Genomic DNA, 3197 nt, shown 5'->3' on the forward strand with positions numbered 1-3197 from the left:
CCGTAGAGATTGGTCTTCAGCGTGGTGTCGAAATGCTTTTCGGTGAGATCGGCGAAGTCGGCCGAATGAACCTGGAAGGCGGCGTTGTTGACGAGCACGTCGAGCTTGCCGAAGGCCTTGACCGTCTCGGCCACCGCCTTGCGGCAGAAGGCGCGCTTGGCGACGTCGCCGCGCAGCGCCAGGCAGCGCCTGCCCTCGGCCTCGACGGCGCGCTTCGTCGTCTCCGCGTCGCGATCCTCGCTGAGATAGGCGATGGCGACGTCGGCGCCTTCGCGCGCGAACAGCACGGCCACCGCGCGGCCGATGCCGGAGTCGCCGCCGGTGATGAGCGCGACCTTGTCCTTGAGCTTGCCGGATCCTTGCCAGAACGGCGCCTCATAGAGCGGCGCCGGCTCGATCGCCCATTCCTCGCCGGGCTTGGGATGATGCTGCTTCGGGAAAGGCGGCACGGGGTAGCGGCGCGCGCCGGCCTGCATGGCGCCCGAGGCTTTCGGCTTCGGCTTGCTGCGATCGGTGGCATCGACCTGACGCTGGATGCTGCGCTGCCTGCGCGCGGCCTTGGCGGTGTCAGATTTCTCCCCGGTGACTGATTTCTCCCTGGCGACTGATTTCTCCCCGGTGATTGGTTTTTGGGCTGCGTCTGATTTCGTTCGGCTGCTGGTCGGCATGATGGTCTCCTTTCAGGGGACAACGCATGTCGTCGCAAAAGGTTGGCCGCGGTTCGTCTCCCCCGCCGGGATGCCGCGGATACATCAAAGTTAAATGCGGCTGGCCGGTCCGGGGTGATAACCCTTCGTCAATGGGGGGACTCTCGAGGAGGAGTCCCATGGACGTTCGAACCTTCATCGGCAGCCTGTCGGCCGCTTTGCGGCGCCGGCGCGGCGCCATGCCGCCACCACCCGCGAGGGTGATCCGCGCTTCGCTCGCCGATGTGCCGCTGAGGCCGCGCCCGCGGCCGCCGCACCGGCCGGCGCCGCCGATCCGGCCCGCCAGCAACATGTAACCTCGAGCTTGTCGCGCCGACTTGCCGGCCGGATGCAACCGACCGGCGACATCCTCGTTTAGGCCCATCCCCAATCTTGTGGTGCACCATGAAATCCTTGCCTATAAACAGCCCTCTTCTCACCCTCGCCGCCGCCATGATCACCGCGGCGCCCTTTGCCGGCCTTGCCTTGCGCACGCGCGAATGGCTCGGATGGTGAGGACCCGATGAGCCGTTTCCTCCCCCTCACCATCCGCTTCGTCAGCGGCGGCACGATGGTGGTCACCACGGTGGCCGAGGCCAAGAAGGCGCTCGCCGGGACCTGGAAGAACAAGGAAGCGCCGGACTATCTCAAGGCGGCGCGGCTGGTAGACGATGCGATCGCGGGCACCTGCCGGCCGGCCGTCGCCTTTGCCGCCTTCAAGAAGGCCGCCGCGCAGCAGGGGCTGCTGAAGGAGGCCGCGCCGAGCGCCGCGCTCACCATGCTGGACGAGTTGTGGTCGCGCTCCAAGGTTCCGCCAAGCTAAAGCATGTCTCTCGAAAGTGGGAACCGGTTTCGGGATAAAGACATGCGTAAAATCAAAAACCTAAAGCGCATGGAGCGAATCTGAAAGATCGCGACGCGCTTTAGGAGGCCGCTCCATCCCGGCCGCCCTATCTCGGCTCGCGCGACATGCTGAGATAGGTCGGATCGAATTCGGCGATCGTGACCAGCCGCTCCCAGTCGAGGATCGTGATCATATGGTTGGTCCAGCTGATGACGTTCATGCGTCGCAGGGTTCCGATCACCCTGTTCATATGGACGACGGACAAGCCCAGCACGTCGGCGAGTTGAGCCTGCGACAGCGGCAGGTGGAAGCTCATGTCACGCGTCTTCTTCACCACCTGAAGCCTGACGAACAGCTCGCATATGAGATGCGCGAGATGGGACAGCTTGGAGCGGCGCCCCATGGCCACGATCCATTCGCGATGGATGGCGCCATCGACAAGCGTGTCCAGCCAGAGCAATCGGGTGAGATGCGGCGCCTGCTCGGTGATCGTCTTGAGCTTGCTGTGCTCGGCCGCCGCCACATGACAGGGCGACAGCGCGACGATGCCGTGATCCATCGTCTTCAGCAGGAAGGCATGCAGGTCCACGAAATCGCCCGCGACCTGCAGCGAGGTGAACTGGCGGCCGCCGTCCTCCAGAACCTTGTAGCGGGCGGCGAGCCCGTCGATGATCAGGGTGCTGTAGGTCGGCCTGCTTCCTTCGACAACGATATCCTCTCCCACGCCGAAATATTTCTCGATCGACAAGGTCGATGTGAGCAACGCTTTCTCTTCGTCCGAGAGAGCGTCATGCTGGCCGAGATTGAGATAGAGTGATTCCAGCATCCGGCTGCCTCCGTTCGCCACCCCTAACGCCGCAGGCCGACGCTGGTTGCGAGCGGTGCCGCGCCGAAAGCCGGCGCATAGCCAATTCTCCCTCTGGATCAGATGTTTGGAACCATGATCGCGCCCGCGAATTGACCGTCGGATTGGGACCGACGTACCGATGCAACGCTTCTATTTCGACCTTTACAACACCGAGCACAGCCAGGAAGATACCGAGGGACAGCTCTTCGCCAGCCGCGAGCGCGCCGGCATGGAGGCGCTGCGCATCCTGCATGACGTCGCCCGCGACGAGATGCCGGGCGGCAGGCATTTGACCATCACGGTTAAGGTGCTCGACGAAAAGCGTGACCAGATCTTCGAAGCGTCGCTGACGCTGGATTCGGCCTGGACGTGAGATCGGCCGGCGCCGGTTGAGATACCGGAGGCAAGCATGTTCGACGATTTCGACAGCCGTGAGATCGACGCAGGTGAGGCCAGGATCTTCGCCCGCCGCGCCGGCGCCGGCCCCGGCCTGCTTCTGCTGCACGGCTTTCCGCAGACGCATGCGATGTGGCGCGAGGTCGCCCCAATCCTGGCGCGGGATTTCACGGTCGTCTGCGCCGATTTGCGCGGCTATGGGCAAAGCTCCTGCCCGCCATCGGCCGCCGATCATGCGCCCTATGCCAAGCGCGCCATGGCCGCCGACATGGTCGCGCTGATGGAGAAATTGGGTTTCCGGCGCTTCATGGTTGCCGGTCACGATCGCGGCGGGCGTGTCGCCTACCGGCTGGCGCTCGACCATCCGGAACGCGTCGAGAGGCTCGCTGTGCTCGACATCATCCCCACCGCCGATGCCTGGGAC

At 64.6% G+C, this 3197-nt stretch carries 6 protein-coding genes; 4 read left to right on the forward strand and 2 right to left on the reverse strand.

The genetic code is table 11. The features are described 5' to 3' along the window. Positions 1–668 (reverse strand): SDR family NAD(P)-dependent oxidoreductase (locus tag EOA28_RS30160; RefSeq protein WP_128315593.1); only part of this gene is annotated, 668 nt, incomplete at its 3' end. A 158-nt stretch (positions 669–826) separates the two neighbouring features. Between EOA28_RS30160 and EOA28_RS39125 the strand changes: the two genes are divergently transcribed. Beyond that, positions 827–1003 carry a hypothetical protein gene (locus tag EOA28_RS39125; RefSeq protein ID WP_189342252.1) on the forward strand — a complete coding sequence of 59 codons (177 nt, stop codon included), beginning with the start codon at positions 827–829 and terminating at the stop codon, positions 1001–1003. 206 nt (positions 1004–1209) lie between these two features. Next, positions 1210–1509 (forward strand): DUF982 domain-containing protein, encoded by a 300-nt coding sequence (locus EOA28_RS30165; protein ID WP_042642795.1) that lies wholly within the window; start codon positions 1210–1212, stop codon positions 1507–1509. A gap of 127 nt (positions 1510–1636) precedes the next feature. Here the strand turns inward: EOA28_RS30165 and EOA28_RS30170 are convergent, their stop codons facing one another. Further along, on the reverse strand, positions 1637–2356 hold the full coding sequence (locus tag EOA28_RS30170) for a Crp/Fnr family transcriptional regulator (RefSeq protein ID WP_127253929.1): 720 nt from the start codon (positions 2354–2356) through the stop codon (positions 1637–1639). A 160-nt stretch (positions 2357–2516) separates the two neighbouring features. On the opposite strand from EOA28_RS30170, the gene EOA28_RS30175 reads away from it, so the two are divergent. Continuing rightward, positions 2517–2750 (forward strand): hypothetical protein, encoded by a 234-nt coding sequence (locus EOA28_RS30175; RefSeq protein WP_126083264.1) that lies wholly within the window; start codon positions 2517–2519, stop codon positions 2748–2750. A 36-nt stretch (positions 2751–2786) separates the two neighbouring features. Further along, on the forward strand, positions 2787–3197 hold a 411-nt coding region (locus tag EOA28_RS30180; protein WP_148670943.1), incomplete at its 3' end, for an alpha/beta hydrolase.

Source organism: Mesorhizobium sp. M2A.F.Ca.ET.067.02.1.1 (assembly GCF_004023285.1).
In the GTDB taxonomy this organism is placed as follows: Bacteria; Pseudomonadota; Alphaproteobacteria; order Rhizobiales; family Rhizobiaceae; genus Mesorhizobium.